This window comes from Draconibacterium orientale, from assembly GCF_900111425.1.
GTDB lineage: Bacteria > Bacteroidota > Bacteroidia > Bacteroidales > Prolixibacteraceae > Draconibacterium > Draconibacterium orientale.
This window is the reverse complement of record NZ_FOHT01000035.1, coordinates 23,478-41,702: the sequence shown is the minus strand read 5'-3', so window position 1 is coordinate 41,702 and position 18,225 is coordinate 23,478. Positions and strand designations below refer to the sequence as shown.

General features: G+C 41.4%; 22 protein-coding genes. 14 read left to right on the top strand and 8 right to left on the bottom strand.

The window, feature by feature from the left end:
• Positions 1 to 102: 102 nt before the first annotated feature.
• Complete coding sequence (locus BMW53_RS16890) at positions 103 to 711, bottom strand: redoxin domain-containing protein (RefSeq protein ID WP_038560935.1); 609 nt, start codon at positions 709 to 711, stop codon at positions 103 to 105.
• Positions 712 to 943: 232 nt separating this feature from the next.
• On the opposite strand from BMW53_RS16890, the gene pdxH reads away from it, so the two are divergent.
• Entirely contained in the window at positions 944 to 1,579 is a 636-nt protein-coding gene (gene pdxH, locus BMW53_RS16885; protein ID WP_038560930.1) for a pyridoxamine 5'-phosphate oxidase, read from the top strand.
• A gap of 285 nt (positions 1,580 to 1,864) precedes the next feature.
• Here pdxH and BMW53_RS20695 read toward each other — a convergent pair whose 3' ends face one another.
• Entirely contained in the window at positions 1,865 to 2,299 is a 435-nt protein-coding gene (locus tag BMW53_RS20695; RefSeq protein ID WP_081804883.1) for a DUF8439 domain-containing protein, read from the bottom strand.
• A 14-nt stretch (positions 2,300 to 2,313) separates the two neighbouring features.
• On the opposite strand from BMW53_RS20695, the gene BMW53_RS21425 reads away from it, so the two are divergent.
• Positions 2,314 to 2,439, top strand: a complete 126-nt coding sequence (locus tag BMW53_RS21425; RefSeq protein WP_256999001.1) for a hypothetical protein — start codon at positions 2,314 to 2,316, stop codon at positions 2,437 to 2,439.
• Between the two features lie 75 nt (positions 2,440 to 2,514).
• Here BMW53_RS21425 and BMW53_RS20690 read toward each other — a convergent pair whose 3' ends face one another.
• Positions 2,515 to 3,618: a DNA polymerase III subunit gamma/tau gene (locus tag BMW53_RS20690; RefSeq protein ID WP_083404963.1), complete on the bottom strand. Its 1,104-nt coding sequence runs from the start codon at positions 3,616 to 3,618 to the stop codon at positions 2,515 to 2,517.
• Between the two features lie 114 nt (positions 3,619 to 3,732).
• On the opposite strand from BMW53_RS20690, the gene BMW53_RS16875 reads away from it, so the two are divergent.
• Positions 3,733 to 4,263, top strand: coding sequence for a glutathione peroxidase (locus BMW53_RS16875; RefSeq protein ID WP_038560926.1), 531 nt, complete (start codon positions 3,733 to 3,735; stop codon positions 4,261 to 4,263).
• Here the strand turns inward: BMW53_RS16875 and BMW53_RS16870 are convergent.
• Both BMW53_RS16870 and BMW53_RS16865 read right to left on the bottom strand, forming a co-directional pair.
• Positions 4,253 to 4,573 (bottom strand): hypothetical protein, encoded by a 321-nt coding sequence (locus BMW53_RS16870; protein ID WP_139178223.1) that lies wholly within the window; start codon positions 4,571 to 4,573, stop codon positions 4,253 to 4,255. The genes BMW53_RS16875 and BMW53_RS16870 overlap by 11 nt on opposite strands.
• Positions 4,574 to 4,583: 10 nt before the next feature.
• Positions 4,584 to 5,264 carry a GOLPH3/VPS74 family protein gene (locus BMW53_RS16865; protein WP_038560917.1) on the bottom strand — a complete coding sequence of 227 codons (681 nt, stop codon included), beginning with the start codon at positions 5,262 to 5,264 and terminating at the stop codon, positions 4,584 to 4,586.
• A gap of 61 nt (positions 5,265 to 5,325) precedes the next feature.
• Here BMW53_RS16865 and BMW53_RS16860 point away from each other — a divergent pair, with 61 nt between their 5' ends.
• The 7 genes from BMW53_RS16860 to yajC all read left to right on the top strand — a co-directional run bounded on the left by BMW53_RS16860 (position 5,326) and on the right by yajC (position 12,507).
• A complete protein-coding gene (locus BMW53_RS16860) occupies positions 5,326 to 6,351 on the top strand; it encodes a threonine aldolase family protein (protein ID WP_038565130.1) in 1,026 nt (341 codons plus the stop codon).
• 313 nt (positions 6,352 to 6,664) lie between these two features.
• Entirely contained in the window at positions 6,665 to 7,411 is a 747-nt protein-coding gene (locus tag BMW53_RS16855; RefSeq protein WP_051567945.1) for a rhomboid family intramembrane serine protease, read from the top strand.
• A gap of 156 nt (positions 7,412 to 7,567) precedes the next feature.
• A complete protein-coding gene (locus BMW53_RS16850; RefSeq protein WP_038560913.1) occupies positions 7,568 to 8,305 on the top strand; it encodes a hypothetical protein in 738 nt (245 codons plus the stop codon).
• Between the two features lie 744 nt (positions 8,306 to 9,049).
• The gene (locus tag BMW53_RS16845; RefSeq protein WP_038560910.1) at positions 9,050 to 10,345 is read left to right on the top strand and encodes an acyloxyacyl hydrolase; all 1,296 of its coding nucleotides are present in this window, start codon (positions 9,050 to 9,052) and stop codon (positions 10,343 to 10,345) included.
• 448 nt (positions 10,346 to 10,793) lie between these two features.
• On the top strand, positions 10,794 to 11,741 hold the full coding sequence (gene nusB / locus BMW53_RS16840) for a transcription antitermination factor NusB (protein WP_038560907.1): 948 nt from the start codon (positions 10,794 to 10,796) through the stop codon (positions 11,739 to 11,741).
• Positions 11,741 to 12,172 carry a DUF1573 domain-containing protein gene (locus BMW53_RS16835; protein ID WP_051567944.1) on the top strand — a complete coding sequence of 144 codons (432 nt, stop codon included), beginning with the start codon at positions 11,741 to 11,743 and terminating at the stop codon, positions 12,170 to 12,172. Before nusB ends, BMW53_RS16835 begins: the two co-directional genes overlap by 1 nt.
• 11 nt (positions 12,173 to 12,183) lie before the next feature.
• Positions 12,184 to 12,507: a preprotein translocase subunit YajC gene (yajC, locus tag BMW53_RS16830; RefSeq protein WP_074781035.1), complete on the top strand. Its 324-nt coding sequence runs from the start codon at positions 12,184 to 12,186 to the stop codon at positions 12,505 to 12,507.
• A gap of 114 nt (positions 12,508 to 12,621) precedes the next feature.
• On the opposite strand, the gene ychF is transcribed toward yajC, so the two are convergent.
• Positions 12,622 to 13,722 carry a redox-regulated ATPase YchF gene (gene ychF, locus BMW53_RS16825; protein ID WP_038560904.1) on the bottom strand — a complete coding sequence of 367 codons (1,101 nt, stop codon included), beginning with the start codon at positions 13,720 to 13,722 and terminating at the stop codon, positions 12,622 to 12,624.
• A gap of 167 nt (positions 13,723 to 13,889) precedes the next feature.
• On the opposite strand from ychF, the gene BMW53_RS16820 reads away from it, so the two are divergent.
• The 4 genes from BMW53_RS16820 to BMW53_RS16805 are packed head-to-tail and all read left to right on the top strand — an operon-like array spanning position 13,890 to position 16,214.
• Positions 13,890 to 14,636: an NUDIX hydrolase gene (locus tag BMW53_RS16820; protein WP_038560902.1), complete on the top strand. Its 747-nt coding sequence runs from the start codon at positions 13,890 to 13,892 to the stop codon at positions 14,634 to 14,636.
• 47 nt (positions 14,637 to 14,683) lie between these two features.
• Entirely contained in the window at positions 14,684 to 15,232 is a 549-nt protein-coding gene (locus BMW53_RS16815) for an RNA polymerase sigma factor (RefSeq protein ID WP_038560899.1), read from the top strand.
• Between the two features lie 55 nt (positions 15,233 to 15,287).
• Complete coding sequence (locus BMW53_RS16810) at positions 15,288 to 15,737, top strand: hypothetical protein (RefSeq protein WP_051567943.1); 450 nt, start codon at positions 15,288 to 15,290, stop codon at positions 15,735 to 15,737.
• Between the two features lie 6 nt (positions 15,738 to 15,743).
• Complete coding sequence (locus BMW53_RS16805) at positions 15,744 to 16,214, top strand: hypothetical protein (RefSeq protein ID WP_074781031.1); 471 nt, start codon at positions 15,744 to 15,746, stop codon at positions 16,212 to 16,214.
• A gap of 55 nt (positions 16,215 to 16,269) precedes the next feature.
• Here BMW53_RS16805 and BMW53_RS16800 read toward each other — a convergent pair whose 3' ends face one another.
• Together BMW53_RS16800 and BMW53_RS16795 are read right to left on the bottom strand one after the other, a co-directional pair.
• Complete coding sequence (locus BMW53_RS16800; protein WP_038560893.1) at positions 16,270 to 16,560, bottom strand: hypothetical protein; 291 nt, start codon at positions 16,558 to 16,560, stop codon at positions 16,270 to 16,272.
• Between the two features lie 151 nt (positions 16,561 to 16,711).
• On the bottom strand, positions 16,712 to 17,938 hold the full coding sequence (locus BMW53_RS16795; RefSeq protein WP_038560889.1) for a bifunctional 3,4-dihydroxy-2-butanone-4-phosphate synthase/GTP cyclohydrolase II: 1,227 nt from the start codon (positions 17,936 to 17,938) through the stop codon (positions 16,712 to 16,714).
• Between the last annotated feature and the right edge of the window lie 287 nt (positions 17,939 to 18,225).

The following is an 18,225-nucleotide window of genomic DNA, read 5'->3' as shown; positions in this document are numbered from 1 at the left end:
AAAATTACAGTTCGTTTCTCTCCTGTAATTTGGGTCTCACTGAATAAAAAACTCCCATCCATTACAGATGAGAGCTTCTTCAATTTATAATCAAAACTATACTTAATCAACTTTTCGCTTAATTCCACATCCCAACGGTTTGGTCTCGGCAATTGCAATGTTTTTGTCGTTTCCTAAACTTACAAGTGCGTCTTTTAAATACGCTTGTTTAACGCCTTCAGCATCTTTGTAATTATCGTCAATTGCCCCTTTGTAGGCCAGTTTCATGTCGCCATCAAACAAGAAAACATGCGGCGTTGTTTGCCCGCCAAAAGCATTGGCAATTTTACTGTCCTTATCAACCACATAGTTGAAATTATATCCTTCCGCTTTGGCCTTCTTCTTCATCTCGTCGAAACTGTCGGCTCCATCGCGTTTCTGATAATTCGAGTTTAACACAATCATTCCAACATCGTTGTTATCGGCCCACTCTTTCACCGCGTTAAAACGATCTTCCCAGGCCACAACAAACGGACAGGTATTACACGAAAACATTACTAAAAGTCCATTTTCCTTACGGACATCACTCAACGATATTTCAGCTCCTGATACATCTTTCATTTTCACATCGGTATGAACAGCTTTATCGCCAATTGCCAGCTGTTTTCCGTCTCCGGCAAAAGCAAAATTCACACTCAGTAGAATTCCTAAAACAAAAGCTAATTTTTTCATACGGCTATAATTTAAAGTTAAAATACGGTATCGCAGCCTGTCGGTTGAAAAACAGGTTATCTACAAAAACACATATAAAGACTTCGCTGTCTTTTATTTAAAACAACAGCATAAATAAATGGTTCAGTGAAGCGAAAATGTGTAAACAAAATTTGGTGTTTGTGGTTATGCTGACATACAATTTCAGGCTTTACTAAAGCGAACAGAAATCAATAGAAAACCGCGTAGAATAATGAAATTAGATAGCATAAGAAGAGAATACCGATTCGCAGCACTAACCAAACAAAGTGTGGCTGCTTCCCCTATCGATCAATTTAAAGAATGGCTGAACGACGCACAACGTGCCAATGTGAATGATTTTTCGGCAATGAGCCTGATTACCGCACAAGCCGGTGCTTTCCCGCAATCGCGTATTGTTTTGTTGAAAGATATTTCGGTTGACGGTTTTACCTTCTTCACCAATTACGACAGCCAAAAAGGAAAAGCCATTGAAAAGAACAACAAGGTTGGAATCCACTTCTTTTGGCCCGAACTGGAACGGCAAGTGCGCATTGACGGAATCGCAGAAAAGGTTTCAAGAGAGGCATCCGTGCAGTATTTCAAATCGCGCCCTTTGGAAAGTCAGATTGCAGCATGTGCCTCTGCTCAGAGTGCCACATTAACTTCACGAAGTAAATTGGAAGAACAATATCGCTCCTTACAAAATGCCTTACAGGGAGAACAGCCTGAATGCCCGGAAAATTGGGGCGGCTACCTGGTTCGCCCGGTAAAAATGGAATTTTGGCAGGGTCGCGAAAGCCGCCTGCACGACCGTATAGTTTATGAATTAGTTGAAAACGAGTGGAAAATCAAACGCTTGTCGCCTTGATTTTAAATCCAGGTCGTCGATATCAATTACGTCATCCCGAACTTGTTTCGGAATCTTCATTATTTAAAAGATGCTGAAATAAATTCAGCATGACGCTTCTCTCTTAAATGTTTTAACCTGACATTAAAAATATTGAACGTCGGTAATTAGTAACAACCAAAACGTCACCCTGAACTTGTTTCAGGGTCTTTCTTACAAATAGACCATTAGCAGATGCGAGAGATGCTGAAACAAGTTCAGCATGACGTGCTAAATATTAATTCTGACATAGAACGGATATTCAAATTAAAAATCCAGGTTTAAAGTTCGTTTCAGCAGCGCCAGGTTTGGATTCTTTTTGGCCATTTCCTGGTACTTTTCAATATCCGAGTAAATTACTTTCTCCCGCACAATATCCGAAACCACCGTTTTTAGGTTAATCTTCGAGTTGCGTAATTCTTTTCGCAAATACGACACCAATTCAGGTTTAATATTTACCAGCAACTCATCCTGAATACGGTTATCCACTTCCAGCAACAAAGTCCAGTCTTCCTGAATTGTTGGTAAAATCGACAAGGTAGCCTTCAAACTCGGACGATCATCCAGGCGTGGAAGGAAAGCTTTCCACTTTTCCTCCAACTGCGCGGCAGTAAACGGCTCTGTTTCATCCGCTTTTGAGTACAGTTTAAACTGTTCTTTTGCCGATAATTGTTTTTTATCATCGTCAAAATCGCCTTTCAACGCTCTCTTTATCGATGTGGTACCAAGCCCACGGCCCGATCGTTTTACTAATCTTTTTGGTGGAGTTGCTGCGGGTGCTGAACCAACAGCTTGTTTCGGCTGAGAGTTCTGTTGTGGTTGATTTACCGGCTGACTTTTAGGCTGAGCTGCAAGTTTCTCGTCGGGCAGGTTTATGCCCGAAAAAATAGACTCAAGAATGTCGTCCTGACCTTCAGCTATTTTTTTTTTAAGGTTAGCTGTGCTATCCGAATCAGTGCCAGCTCAATAAGCAGACGTTTGTTCTGGCTCGTTTTGTACTGCATATCGCAGGTATTGGCAATTTGCATCGCATCGAGCAAAAAGTCGCTTTCGGTAGCAGCAGCCTGTGCACGATAGCGTTCTTTAATGTCTCCCCCAACTTCCAGCAGTTGTATGGTTACCGGATCTTTACAAACCAGCAAATCTCTGAAATGACTACTTAACCCGGTTATAAAATGATGCCCGTCGAAACCGTGATTCAGGATATCGTTGAAAATCACCATCACCTCGGTAACATTGTTTTTCAGAAACTCGTCAACCAAACGGAAATAGTAATCGTAGTCCAACACATTCAGGTTGGTAATTACATCCTGGTAAGTGATCTTTTTCCCCGAGAAACTTACAATCTGGTCGAAAATTGAAAGCGCATCACGCATGGCACCATCGGCTTTTTGCGCAATAATATTCAACCCTTCGCCTTCTACTTCAACACTTTCGCTTTTAGCCACATATTCCAGGTGCTCTGAAATATCAGCAACGCCAATGCGGTTAAAATCAAAGATCTGACAACGCGATAGAATGGTTGGAATGATCTTATGTTTTTCGGTGGTAGCCAAAATAAAAATGGCGTGTTTTGGCGGCTCTTCCAGCGTTTTCAGAAACGCATTAAACGCCTGCGACGACAACATGTGAACCTCATCGATAATATATACGCTGTACTTCCCCATTTGCGGCGGCACACGCACCTGATCGGTCAGGTTTCGGATATCGTCAACCGAGTTATTCGAAGCGGCATCCAGTTCATGAATATTAAACGAACGGCTGCTGTTAAACGAAGTACACGACTCGCATGTGTTGCAAGCCTCAGTATCGTCGGTAAGGTTCGTGCAGTTTATTGTTTTGGCAAAAATACGCGCACAAGTTGTTTTCCCCACACCTCGCGGCCCGCAAAACAAATAGGCATGCGCCAACTGATTGCTCTTAATGGCATTTTTTAGCGTGTTGGTAATCGATGCTTGTGCAACAACCGTCTGAAACGAGTCCGGTCTGTATTTTCGTGCTGATACAATAAAATTCTCCATAGTCACTTTAGAAGTTGTCCAAAGATAATTAAATATGCCTTTTTAGCCGCGTTTTTTTATTAACATCGAAAGCCTTACTTTTAGAACAGTCTGATAGTAAAAACCTTAATTAAGATGAGAAAATATATCTTTTTCGTTCTGCTCTTTTGCACTACTTCGGTTGTGGCTCAATATAAAACATTGTGCGACTTCTCGGCCCGGACAATTGATGGCGACACCCTGCACTTTTCGAGTTTGAAAGGCAAAAAAGTGCTGATTGTAAATACGGCATCGGAATGTATGTTAACGCCGCAGTACGAAAAACTGCAGGAGCTTTACGAAGAATATGGCGGCGATGATTTTGAGATTGTTGCTTTTCCGTGTAACGATTTTGGCAAACAGGAACCGGGCGACAACGAAACCATAAAAACCTTTTGCGCGCAATACCAAATCAGTTTTACGTTGATGGAAAAGATATCGATAAAGGACAATCCGCCGCCGGTTTACCGATGGTTAATGAACAGCGAAGAAAATGGCACGCTTGATGCAAAAGTGTGGTGGAATTTCCAAAAGTTTATGATCGACGAAGAAGGCAAAGTGGTTGATTTCGTGGGGCCAACCAAAAGTCCGTTGAGCAACAAAATTATTAACTGGCTTAACGAGTAGAATTTTTGCTAAAGTATTTACCCGGAGCTTTGGTTTTTGTCGGCACCTTTCCGTGTATATTGCCTCCACGCCACTCGGTGCGGCTTTTGTTTTTATTAAAGCTGATTGACTTATCCTTTTTCCCAAATTCCTGCCTGAAATACTCATAACAGTAAAGCGGAATAAAAACCACAAAAAAAACAATCAGTCCACCGATTAGCCACGGGCGCATGTTAACAGGCGTGAACAAATGAATGAACAAGGCAACCAGTTCAAAAAACAAGACGCCCGGCCCGGCAATGTAAAGTATTATTTTTTTCAGCTTTTCCATCATCCACCAGTTAATGATTTGTGGCCGCACTGGCCGCCGCACTTGCCGCCACTGAAGCAGCAATGGCCTGCGATGCCGCAATAGCATCGGCAACAGCACCCGACACCCGGTTGTTAATGCTCATTTGTTTTAGACGTGCCCTGGCCTGCTTCCGTTTTCTCCGATCCTGGTAAACCAGGCGTAGCATAGCCGCCGGTTCTAAAAACGACAGAAAGATCAATTCCTCTTCAGCGGTTGTACCTTTAAAAATCTGCTTATCAATTTCAGCAATCATCCGGTACATCACCTGCTTGTTCAAAACCACCGGCTTTTTCCATTTAAAAAACAGAAATTGTTTTTCTTCCAATCGTATCAGTCGTTTGGCTACCAATCCTTTTTGCACTTCGCTTCGGATATATTTCTGCGAATAATTGAGCTTACTTATCCAGGTTGAAATCTTTTTGGGTGATTTTGCCCGGCTCATTTTGTCCAAAACAAACCGGTGCAGTTCGTTATCCGATTTCGTGGAAAGTACAATCACCCGCTTCCCTTCAAACTTAATTTTCTTCTGCAGGTACAAATCCATCAGCAGCGTTCCGATAACTACAAAATGCATTGCAGAAGCGGCTCCCGAACGAATGCCTCCTTTTTCGGGATGAATACCAAGAAAATATATTTTTTGAGCTAAAGGAATTGGCTGATCCATCTTCATTTTGATTTTTTCTTACTTAATTCGTACTTCAATTGAAGTAAAATTACAAATAAACAACCATATGTTTAAAGGATTTGCAAGCGATAATAATTCAGGCGTTCATCCGGCCCTTTTAAAAGCGATGGAAGACGCCAACCAGGGACACGTTGTGGGTTACGGCAACGACCCTTTCACGGCGAAAGCCATCGACATTTTTAAAGAAAAGTTTGGTGCCGCCACCGAGGTATTTTTTGTTTTTAACGGCACCGGTGCCAATGTGTTGAGCCTGTCAACGCTAACCCAAAGTTTTAACTCGATAATTTGTGCCGAAACAGCGCATATTCAGGAAGACGAATGTGGTGCACCGGAGAAATTTACAGGCTGCAAACTCATTCCTGTTGAGCCCGTTAATGGAAAAGTAACGCCCGAAGCGATTCTCCCCCATTTAAAAGGTTTTGATTTTGAACATCATTCGCAGCCCAAGGTAATTTCGATTTCGCAGGTTACCGAGATGGGAACGATATATTCGCCCGAAGAAATAAAAACACTGGCCGATCTGGCGCATAAGCACGATATGTATTTACACATGGACGGTGCCCGGATTGCCAATGCTGCCGTTGCACTCGATATGGATTTTCGCGCGTTTACCATTGATTGCGGTGTTGACGTGCTTTCGTTTGGAGGCACAAAAAATGGCATGATGATGGGCGAAGCGGTACTGTTCTTTAATCCGGAGCTGACAAAACAAACCAAATACCTGCGCAAACAAAGCATGCAGTTGTACTCGAAAATGCGTTTTGTGGGGGCCCAGTTTATTGCATACCTCGAAAATGACCTTTGGAAAGAAACAGCATCGCATTCGAATAAAATGGCGAAGTTGCTGGAAGCTGAAGTGGCAAAAATTCCGCAGATTAAAATTACACAACCGGTTTCGGCAAATGGTGTTTTTGCCATCGTTCCGAAAGAAATTATTGAGCCGCTGCGTGAACGTTTCTTCTTTTACACCTGGGACGAAATACAATCGGAAGTGCGCTGGATGACCTCGTTTGACACCACTGAGGAGGAGATTTATGCGTTTGTGGAGTTGATAAAAGAGTTGCTGAACTAAAAAGGATAAACACAAAGACACTAAGGCACAAAGAAAACATTGGAATTGGTTTCTCCAACCTGGTGACTTAGTGTTCTTTGTTATGGATTATTATTTACTCCTTTGGCCGTAGCCACCTGCCTGCCCTAGGCAAGGTTTCCACTTACAAGGGGAAACATCAATAAAGATTGACCTGTGGCTTAACTTTTTATTCAGAAGCTTGTCCAATGCTTGCTCCCCTTCTAAGGGGAGCTCCCAACAGGGTGAGGGGTAAAACAAAATCACATCAGTTAACACTGATACAAGCGGAAATATCCTATATTTAAACCAATATATGCCATTATTCAGATACTATCCGAGCAACCCCAAAAACCTGGATCCGGAGATGGAAAAGAAGATCTTTTTCCACAGCCTCCTGTTTCCGGCAGTTTTTGTTTTGCTGTTATGGCTGGTTAAAATCATCGAGCAAACTGCCGGATTGAGTTTTGTGGAATTTGGCATTTTCCCGCGGCACATAAACGGATTGCAGGGAATTCTCTTCTCCCCTTTTATTCATTCCGATTTTAGCCACTTAATTTCCAATTCGCTGCCGTTTTTTATACTGGGTTTTATGCTCATTTACTTTTATCGCCGCATTTCGTACCGCATCTTTTTTCTCCTGTATATTTTATCGGGTATCAGTACCTGGATTATGGGGCGCGAAGCCTGGCACATTGGCGCCAGCGGAGTTGTTTATGCACTGGCAGCCTTTCATTTTGTTAGCGGAATTATCCGCTCCGATGTGCGTTTGTTAACACTTTCAGCAATTGTGGTTTTTCTTTACGGCGGACTGGTTTGGGGACTGCTGCCCATCCGTCCCGAGATTTCGTGGGAAGGCCATTTATCGGGAGCTATTTTTGGCGTATTGCTGGCCTTTTACTACCGCAAATACATCGTGCGCCGCGAGAAATTCGATTGGGAAGATGAACCCGACGATGACGAGGAAGATGATTTTACCGACAACACCGGTGCCGTTTCTTTCAGCGATGCAACTTTTACCCGCGATACGGATGGCAGTGCTGAAAAACCGGGAAACACATAGTCTCACACAAATCAATACTATAACTTCCTAACCCACAATGCATCGGCATGCTACAAAACATAAATTTTAATTGGCATAAGTTTATTATTCATCCTATATTCATGCATATTTTATGTTTAACCTCGTATCCCCGATACGAACAAAATTCAAAATACCATGTCAGACCAACAAGATTACACAACATGCTACGATGCATTTATGGCTATTCCGGCCAACGAAGTAAAAACACCTGATATGCCCGTTAACGCCGCCATTCAGGAAAACGAAAACCTTTATTTATGGTGCCTCGACGATAAAGCCGAACTAATGGGTGCAGGCCTGCCCGAAGACACTATTGATTCGTTAACCGTACGTAACGGTGCCTGCCGCACAGCCGAGGCCATGTGGCAACGCGAACAGCATACACCGCAGGATGCTCAAAAAGAATGGGAAGAGCGTGCTCCCGAAGCTTACGAACTGCGCGATCGCCTGCTGCACGATTTTCGGTATGCCTTCCGCAACAACCAGCGCCTGTTAAAAAAAGTGAGTGCCATAACCGACGGAACGGGCGATGCCGATATGATACAGGATTTGAGTAACCTGGCTGCTCTGGGCGAGGATAATCCAGCACCACTGGCATTAATTAATTTTGATGTTACCTTACTTCAGCTGGCTGCTACTACTGCCGACGAACTGGCAATTGTGCTGGCACAAGCCAATGGCGAAAAGGAAATCGACAGCCAGGTGAAAATTACCCGCGACCGCGCCTACAACTACATGCAACAAGCTGCCAACGAAATAAAAAACTGTGGCCGCTATGTTTTCTGGAAAAACGAAGCACGACTGAAAGGCTACCGGAATATTTATAAGAATAAACATAAAAAATCAAAAGACAACTCGGGGAGTGATAATTAGGGGTAGTTATTGTTTTACACTGGCCGGGACAGCGGAAACGTTGTTCCGGCTTTTTTTACGCTGAAACTTTAGTTATAACCTGCAAAAAGTAGATTATCACTCGAAATATCCTTCTATCACTACCATTTTGTAAAATCTCTCCGGTGATAACCGACAAAATGTAAGTGATAACACCCTTTTACCGGGTGATAACGACAAATTTACGGGTGATAAGACCTGGCCAACGGGTGATAAGCCCTTTTTTGGGGTGATGACGATTAATTTTGAGGTGATAACAATGTTCTCGGGGGTGCGGAAACACTTTTGCCAGTTGCGGAAGCCCGCTTTGCTACTGCGGACAAACAAGGGATGTCATCTTTTGGGGGAGATGACATCCCTTGGGCTGTTTAGACAGCGTTTTAGACCTTCAAGGTTTCAAAAACCTTGAAGGTCTATAGTTCGGGGACTGCTTACATAATGATACCCTCACTCCAACTGAGAGCATCACCGTTCTAACTGCGAAAATCAGTAAAATCAACGTTATCTGCGTTCAATCAACCAGCCCCTGCCGGTGCGCGATTGTGGCGCATTTGCTTTATAAACCAGAACAAAGAAAGTGGTAGTACCACTGAGTGGGAGACGATCACCATCTGTAAAATTCTTCTTTCTAATCGAGTAAAAATTCCATTATATTCAACAAATAAAAACCTATATTTACCTCCCTTAAATTCCTTTTCGGATTTAATCTACAGATTTACAAAAAGTATGAAGGGCAATAAAATACATTGGAAGGAACTTCTCATTTTTAATTTTTTGCTTTTCGTTTCGGTTATTGCTCATGCCCAAACAACATATCTTCCAACCAGCAAAATAACCGCAGATACTCGTTCTGAACATTACAATACTATTCCCGGGGCATTCGACTCACTTTTTTTATCAACCCCCATTATTCACCGAATCGGAGTTGAAATTCGTCCGGCTTACATATTGCCTGCAAATTCGTACTTTAAAGAGGCAAACAAAACCTCACATCCCATCAAATCTTCTTTCTCAACGCATTTAAAATATTCCTTTCGTTTTTACCCCAACACCCTTGCCGACAAAATTTACGGAACACCCTATCAGGGAATTGGCGTGGCACACTACAACTTAAGCCACAGCGATGAACTGGGAAGCCCGTTTTCATTTTACCTGTTTCAGGGAGCACGGGTGAGTCAGATTTCGCAAAATCTATCGTTAAACTACGAGTGGAATTTTGGTTTATCGCTTGGATGGAAACCGTATGATTATGAGAACAACCCCAACAACACGGTAATTGGATCAAAAGCAAACGCCTACATCAACACCAACTTTTATTTTAGCTGGATGCTTGCCGAGAATCTGAATTTTAACACCGGAGTGGCAGTCACTCATTTTTCTAACGGCAACACTAAATTCCCCAATGCCGGACTTAATACAATTGGTGTAAAAGCAGGAGTTTTATACAGTTTCATTCCGAAAAAGGAAGCAATCAATCTCCCGTCGGAATCAAAGGTTCCTGTGTTTAAAGAACATATTAGCTACGATCTTGTATTATTTGGCTCGTGGCGCCGCACCGGAGTTGATTTTTTGGATACCCAAATTGCATCGCCGGAAGCTTACCCGGTAATGGGGTTTTGTTTTTCGCCGATGTATAACCTGGGTTACAAACTTCGCCTGGGCCTGTCGCTCGATGGCGTTTACGATGGGAGTGCCAATGTTTACACCGAAGACTACATGATGGAACCTCGTCAGGTATTTTATAAACCTCCACTTAATCAGCAACTGGCATTGGGACTGTCGGTTCGTGCCGAATATGTAATGCCTTATTTTACGGTTGGACTGGGAGTGGGTAAAAATGCCTTATACGGCAAAGGCGATCTTAAAGCTTACTACCAGGTGATAGCGCTGAAAACAGAAATTACCAGGAATTCTTTTGTTCACATTGGCTATAGTGTGAAAGATTCTCACTTGCCTAATTTCCTGATGCTGGGCTTAGGCTACCGGTTTAACAACAAATACCCTGTTTTTTACCGGAAATAATACCCATTGTATCTTAAAATAAAACAGGGGAAGGATAACTGTTACAGATGTTCGATGCTTTAAACACCGCTGGAGCGATTTTACAAACCGTTCCTCAGCCTGAAAGACTTAAAAATATTGAGACAGCGATTCAGACCTTCAAGGTTTTAAAAACCTTGAAGGTCTAAAGTTCGGGGGCTGCTTAAATAGTGATACCCTCACTTTAAGTGAGAGTATCACTGTTCTATCCGCGAAAATCTGCAAAATCGGCGTCATCAGCGTTCAAATCATTCTACGCCAATCTGCATAATGCGCGAGCCATTTCTTCTCTGCGCCAATCAGCAAAATCAACGTCATCGGCGTTCATCTACTTCACATTAAAATAACGTACTTCATTTGCATTCTTTTCTGCACGACGATTCAAAAAAAGATGTAATTTTGCACCCAAATTATACGAAGTTCATTAAAAATGATTAGCAGAAGGATTATCCGCACAAAGGTTTTACAAGTATTGTACGCCTACTACTCCACCGACGAGAAATCGATCAACAACACCGAGAAAGAACTTTTCTTTTGTATCCAAAAAGCTTACGACCTTTATCACTACCTGCTGGCGCTGGTACCCGAAATTGCAGATTATGCAGAGGGCCGTATCGAAATCAGAAGAAACAAACATCAGCCCACACACGAAGACCTGAATCCGAATACCAAGTTTATCACCAACCAGGTTATCGATCAGTTGCGTAACAACAACAAACTGAACACTTACATCGATCAGAAAAAACTGAATTGGCAAGATCATCCCGAGCTAATAAAAGAGCTGTACCTGATGATGATTGAGTCGGATATTTATCAGGAGTATATGGCCGACAAAAACCGCTCGTACCTGAACGACCGCAAGTTTATCGAGAAGCTTTTTAATAAAATCATTCTGGTTTCGGAAGACCTGTACATGGTGCTCGAAGAACAAAGCATTTACTGGAACGATGATGTGGAATTTGTGATTTCGATGATTACAAAAACGCTGAAACGATTTAATGAACTGTCGGACTCGGAGCAATCGCTGATGCCGATGTTTAAAGACCAGGAAGACCGCGATTTTACCAAAGACCTGTTGCGCAAAGCCATTATCAACCACAACGAATTGCGCGAACTGATTAAGGAACACTCGCGCAACTGGGATGTGGAACGTATTGCCTTTATGGACATTTTAATTATGCAGCTGGCCATTGCCGAGTTCCTGTATTTCCCCACTATTCCAACAAAAGTGACCTTGAATGAGTACATCGAGCTGTCGAAGTTTTACAGCACCGAAAAGAGCCGCAACTTTATTAACGGTATTCTGGACAAAACGCTGAAAGACCTAAAAAACACCGAAAAAATTAGCAAAGAAGGACGCGGACTGATTGGCGAATAATGCACAAACTGGCTTTCATATTTTTGGTTATTGCCCTGGTTTCGTGCCAGGCCAATAAAAGCAGTAGTAACAAACAAGAACAAACAACTGCAGAACTGGCGCTAACGGAAATTTCGGTTGATGAAGCCGTTCATAATTTTGGCCAGTTAAAAGCCGGCGAAATTGTGTTGCACACCTTTGTTTTAACCAATACCGGCGATAGCGATTTTGTAATTGAAAGCCTTGAAACCGATTGTGGCTGCGTAACAACACACTTTAACAAACAAGCAGTAAAACCTGGCGAAAGCACTTTAATTGAAGTTGAATTTAACACCGCCGGGTTGGTTGGAAGAGAATACAAAACAATTGAAGTACTTGGAAATAGCAAAGAATTAAAACATTTAGCTATTTTTGCCCAGGTTGATAACGACCTTATTGATATTAAATATTAAAAATTATAGACATGTTGAATTCGATTTTATTAATGATGCAGCCACAAGAAGGCGCTGAAGCCAATCCTTTAATGAGCTTTTTACCACTGTTGCTGATTATCGTAGTATTTTACTTTTTTATGATCCGCCCGCAGATGAAACGCCAGAAAGAAACACGTAAGTTTCGCGAAAGCTTACAAAAAGGCGACAAAGTAGTTACAACCGGTGGTATTTACGGAAAAGTTGTAAAGATTGAGGAAACAGCCATTCAACTGGAAGTTGCCAAAGATGTTGTAATTAAAGTTGACAAAAACGGTATTGTAAAAGATATGAGCGACGTTCAACCGCAAAAGTAACGCCCCTCCTAACCTCCCAAAAAGGGAGGATTTTTACCAAAAAGGAGCGAAAATCTATGATTTTCGCTCCTTTTTGTTTTTCTACACCTCTCCCTTGGGGAGGCAGGGAGGGGCTTACACGTTAAATCGAAAGTGCATTATATCACCATCGGTTACCACGTACTCTTTTCCTTCAATCGACATTTTTCCGGCTTCTTTACAGGCCAGCTCCGATCCTAAAGTTATAAAGTCGTTGTATTTAATCACCTCGGCACGAATAAATCCTTTCTCAAAATCAGAGTGGATAACACCAGCTGCCTGTGGCGCTTTGCTTCCTTTGTGGTAAGTCCAGGCACGCACTTCTTTTACTCCGGCAGTAAAATACGTTTCCAACTGAAGCAATTTATAGGCTGATTTAATCAGTTTGCTAACTCCGGCTTCTTTTAACCCAAGGTCGTCTAAAAACATCTGGCGTTCTTCAAAATCATCCAGCTCGGCAATATCGGCTTCGGTTGCTGCTGCAATCATCAGCATTTCCGAATTCTCATCTTTAATGGCTTCTTTTACGGCTTCAACGTGTGCATTTCCTTTAATTACGGCAGGCTCGTCAACATTACAAACATACAATATCGGTTTGTTGGTCAGCAATTCAAGGCTTTTTACAGCTGCTGCATCCGATGGATCAACCTCAACCGTACGTGCCGATTTTCCTTCCATCAAAACCTCTTTGTATTTCGAAAGGATGCGAAACATACGCTTGGCTTCCGGATCGTTTCCGGTACGGGCCTGTTTTTCAACTTTAGTAATACGGCTTTCTACCGTCTCCAGGTCTTTCAGCTGAAGTTCAATATCAATGGTTTCCTTATCGCGCACCGGATTGATCGTTTCATCAACGTGCGTAATATTTTCGTTCTCGAAACAACGCAATACGTGGATAATCGCATCGGTTTCGCGAATATTACCCAGGAATTTATTTCCTAATCCTTCTCCTTTACTTGCCCCGCGAACCAACCCGGCGATATCAACAATTTCAACCGTTGTTGGCACCACACGTTGCGGTTTTACCAATTCCTCTAATTTTGTTAGTCTTTCGTCGGGTACAGTTATCACCCCTAAATTGGGTTCGATTGTACAAAAAGGGAAATTTGCCGATTGTGCTTTTGCACTCGACAAACAATTAAACAGTGTTGATTTCCCGACGTTTGGCAAACCAACAATACCACATTTTAAAGCCATTTTACTTATTTAAAAATTGCGGTGCAAAGGTAATTTATTTTTGCTATTTAAAAATTGGTGTTTCAGCATACTTTTTCGTCAATAAAACAGGGCTTATTGTATGTTTTACAAGCATGATATTGGTTTTTTAAAAAATCAGTAGCTACATTTGTGCAAACATTTAACTTATGATACTACGACACCTATCTATTGACTGTGTAATTTTTGGCTTTAAAGACAACAAGCTATGCGTACTTCTTTGGCAATCGGAATCAGATGTTGCCAAACGTTTTTTTAGCGAAAAAGATAACTACGAGGAGGTTGAAGACCTTTTTACCAAAAACCCAATACATAGCGGGCAAGACTACTGGGCTTTAATTGGATCTCACCTGCCCGAAGATGAAGACATTGATGGATATGCCAAATTTATTCTATCGAAAACTACCGGCCTCGAAGATGTTTACCTCAACCAGGTAAAAACTTTCGGGAAAGTAAATCGTGTTCCTTTTTCGCGCGTTTTAACCACAGCCTACTATGCCATCATTAACCCGGAATATCACGATTTACGCCAATCAGAAATGGCAAAAGTGTTAAACTGGTTCAGGATTGACAAGCTTCCGAAATTGGTTTTCGACCATAAAGTAATTATAGAAGAAGCCTTAAAAAAACTACGTTCAGAGGTAAAATATCATCCGGTTGGATTTCAGATGCTACCCGATAAATTTACGCTAACAGAACTGCAAACTCTTTACGAAGTTATTCTGGATACCACGCTCGATACACGTAATTTCAGAAAGAAAATTCAAAATATGGGGCTGTTAATCGATACCGGCGAAAAACAAACCAACGTTGCACACCGGGCAGCAAAACTGTATTCTTTCGATCTTGATGTTTACAACAAATTAAAAGAAGAAGGATTAAACTTCAGAATCTGATTTTTTTTTAAACCTTTGCCGGCAGACGATGTCTGATTGGTAGCTTCATGCAAGGGACAGATAAAAATATTATTGCCGATTTAAAGGATGGAAACAAGCGCGATCTTGCTTTTCATCAACTCGTTGGTACCTACCAGGAGCGATTGTATTGGCATATCCGAAAAATTGTGTTGAACCATGACGATGCCGACGATGTTCTGCAAAACACCTTTTTAAAAGTGTGGCGCAGCATCGATAATTTTCGGGAAGAATCGAGCCTTTTTACCTGGTTATATCGTATTGCCACCAACGAATCGATAACTTTTATCAATTCGAAGAAGAAAAAGAACTTTATGCCAATGAACGATGCCAGCGAGTTTTTAATGGATAATCTCACTTCCGACCCCTATTTTGAAGGAGATGAAATTCAGCTAAAACTACAAAAAGCAATTTTACTTTTACCCGAAAAGCAACGCATAGTGTTTAACATGAAGTATTTTGATGATTTGAAATACGATGAAATGTCGGAAATCCTCGACACATCGGTTGGAGCCCTTAAAGCATCCTATCATCATGCAGCCAAAAAGATTGAAGAGTACTTAAAAAGCACGGATTAATAGTTTGTTTTTAAACCTTTTAATTAAGATATAGTCAATAGTTAAAAATGCCGCAATGGAAGAATTAAAGAACATAGCACCTAATTTGTCGAAAATGAAGAAGGAAAATCCTTTTGGAACTCCGAAACATTATTTCGACGATTTTTCCGCACGCATGCAAATGCAAATTGAAGCGGAAAAACATGTGGCCAACAATAAGGAATTTAAGATTATCAATCTTTTAAAGCCTGCACTTGGTCTTGCTGCCAGTTTCGCCATCATATTCATGCTGGTATATATACCAATAAAAACCTTTATACCACAGGATCAGGTTATTGAAACAACGGCTTCAACCAACTTCTCCGACAGGCAAATGCATTCTATTTTGGAGGAACTCGACGAAACTTCATTCTTCGCATTACTGGAAAACGATGATAACGACGAAACATTCAGCGACGATGATTTGCTTGCCTACGTAAGCTCCAATTTTAACGCCTACGAAATTTTTGAATATACAGAAGAGTAAAGTAATATGAGACAGCTATTTGCAATATTAACACTAGGATTGTTGATTATAACCCAGACACAGGCAACTGCGCAAAAAAATGATAATGATGATGACCGCTGGGAACGCTACCGCAACGAAAAAGTAGCTTTTTTTACCACCAACCTGGATTTAACTACTGAAGAAGCTCAGAAATTCTGGCCGGTTTACAATGAGTTGGAAAAAGAGCTGTTTGATTTTCAGCAAAAACGCCACGAGCTGGAAGATAAAGTGAGAAATGTGGATGAAAACCTGTCGAACAAGGAATTGATTAAACTAACTCATGAGCATGTTGCACTGGGAAAAACAGAAGCGGAAGTACGGGAGAGATACAACGAAAAATTTCTGGAAATTCTACCACCGCTAAAAGTGATAAAACTTTACAAAGCGGAATACGAGTTCCGCATATACATGTTCCGTAAATACCGCGACAGAAACCGGAAAAAAAACGATGAATAAGCATAAAAAAAAGACAGGCCAAAAACCTGTCTTTTTTTATTCCTGTATTTTTTGATTACAATGCTTTAAACCAATCCTGAAAGTAGCTGCCTACCCACGGAATTTCTTTTTGTTCGCCGTTAATTGCACCAATTAAACTAATGATCCAAAACACCAGAGTAATAATCCAACCAACAATATTAATTACCGGGATAAAAGTAATCACAAGAGAAAATAGCCATAACCCCAGCATTTGCCGAATATAAAAACTTGCCAGCTCATCCTTTTCACTCGAATTAACCACAAGCGCAATTACCCAACCAATCCAGGTAATGTGTGCAACAATTGCTTTTGTTTTTCCATCCATTTTTTTGTGTTTTTAAAATTTGAATAAATGTACGGAAATAATTTTTGTTAAAATCTGGTACAATTCCGCTTTTTAGTTTACCATAACCCTGCAACTAAAAAGAACAACTTTTAGCTTTTATCATTTACAATTGCCAAACAACTACAATTTACTATTTGTCGTAGTTAAACTTACGGAGGTGATGCCCCATTCGGTCGCGTTTTGTTTTCATGTAACGCTGATTGTGCTCGTTTGGAGCAATCTCTATCGGAACAATATCGGTAACTTCCAAACCATAACCTTCCAAACCAACACGCTTAATCGGATTATTGGTAAGCAAACGCATTTTGCTTACGCCAAGGTTACTCAATATCTGCGCACCAACTCCATAATCGCGTTCATCGGCTTTAAAACCAAGATGAATATTCGCGTCAACCGTGTCTAATCCCTGATCTTGCAATTTGTAAGCAGCAATTTTATTCAGCAGTCCAATACCACGACCTTCCTGCATCATATACACAATAACTCCTTTGCCGGCTTTTTCAATCATTTCCATCGAGCTATGCAGCTGGTCGCCACATTCGCAACGCATCGATCCAAAAATATCGCCGGTCATGCACGACGAATGCACGCGAACCAAAATCGGCTCGTTGGGCTCCCACTCGCCTTTTATTAAAGCAACATGCTCGGCACCGTTCGATTTCTGACGGAAAGGAACGATTCTGAAATCGCCGTAATCCGTTGGCAAGGGCACTTCTTCTCCCCGCTCAATAAGGCTTTCGCTTTGAAAGAGGAACGAAATCAGATCCTTGATGGTAATCAGCTTCAGATTATGTTTTTGTGCAAACTCATACAATTGTGGTAAACGCGCCATTGTGCCGTCGTCGTTCATAATTTCAACCAGTACACCCGAAGGTTTTAAACCGGCTAAACGAGCCAGGTCAACAGCAGCCTCGGTGTGCCCGGTTCGGCGCAACACACCCCGTTCCATTGCTTTTAAAGGAAAAATATGCCCCGGACGCCCCAATTGTTCCGGACGGGTTTTTTTATTAACCAGCATTTTAATGGTAATTGCCCGGTCGGCAGCAGAAATACCCGTTGTTACTTCAGGGTGAATCGCATCAACCGAAACCGTAAATGCCGTTTCATTGGCCGAAGTGTTTTTCCCCACCATCAAATCAAGCTCCAACTGCTTACAACGCTCCTCTGTTAAAGCAACGCAAATGAGTCCGCGAGCCTTCGAAGCCATAAAATTTACGATTTCTGTGGTGATCAATTCCGAGGCAACAATTAAATCACCTTCATTCTCTCTATCTTCATCATCAACAACAATTACCATTTCACCTTTCTGAATAGCAGCAATGGCTTCAGGAATTGTGTTAAGCTTAATCTCTGTCATATCTGTCCTTTAAATCAAGGCGCAAAATTACAAAGTTTTCTGAAACGGTTTCATGACTTTTTAATATCATTTGCGTGAAATAACATTAACAACACTAACGAAACACTCAATTATGGCATTCATAATTTAACAAAATGGATAAATTAAAAATAGAAACAGGAAAACGTAAACTTTTTTGCTTTCCGGGGTTTTATGCTTTTATAGTTTCTGATAAAAGCTGATATTAGTACCTGACAACATTATCATTCTGAAATTTATTCGATATTTTTAATTATCGTTTTACAGTA